Origin of the sequence: Pseudomonas sp. 2995-3 (assembly GCF_002742565.1) — a bacterium.
In the GTDB taxonomy this organism is placed as follows: Bacteria; Pseudomonadota; Gammaproteobacteria; order Pseudomonadales; family Pseudomonadaceae; genus Aquipseudomonas; species Aquipseudomonas edaphica.
Genome location: NZ_LJSB01000112.1, coordinates 1 through 355, shown reverse-complemented (window position 1 = coordinate 355; position 355 = coordinate 1). Strand labels below are relative to the sequence as shown.

General features: G+C 40.6%; 1 protein-coding gene. It reads left to right on the top strand.

Features of this window, described 5'->3' with window-relative positions; genetic code table 11:
* Positions 1–22 precede the first annotated feature (22 nt).
* Positions 23–355 (top strand): diguanylate cyclase (locus AOA62_RS31345; protein WP_158235119.1); only part of this gene is annotated, 333 nt, incomplete at its 3' end.

Below are 355 nucleotides of genomic sequence, written 5' to 3'. Positions count from 1 at the left end.
CCTCCATGTAGTAGATTTGGTCATGAATGTTTTTGAAGAGCCATTTTATTATCACAGTGGTGAATTTCATCAAAGGGCTAGTATAGGAATTTCAGTCTACCCTAATTCTGCGGGCTACGCGGAAGAACTACTAAAGCATGCTGACATGGCACTAATCGCTGCGAAACAAGCTGGTGGACAAACATATCGTTTTTTTAGTTCTGATATGAAGGGTGCGTTTCTTTCCCGTATTCAAATGGATGCTGATTTAAGAGAGGCTATAAAGAGTGGGAATCAATTTGAGCTGTATTATCAGCCTGTTATTCGTGTGAAGGATAACAGTATTAGCTCCTGTGAAGCGTTAATACGCTGGAAC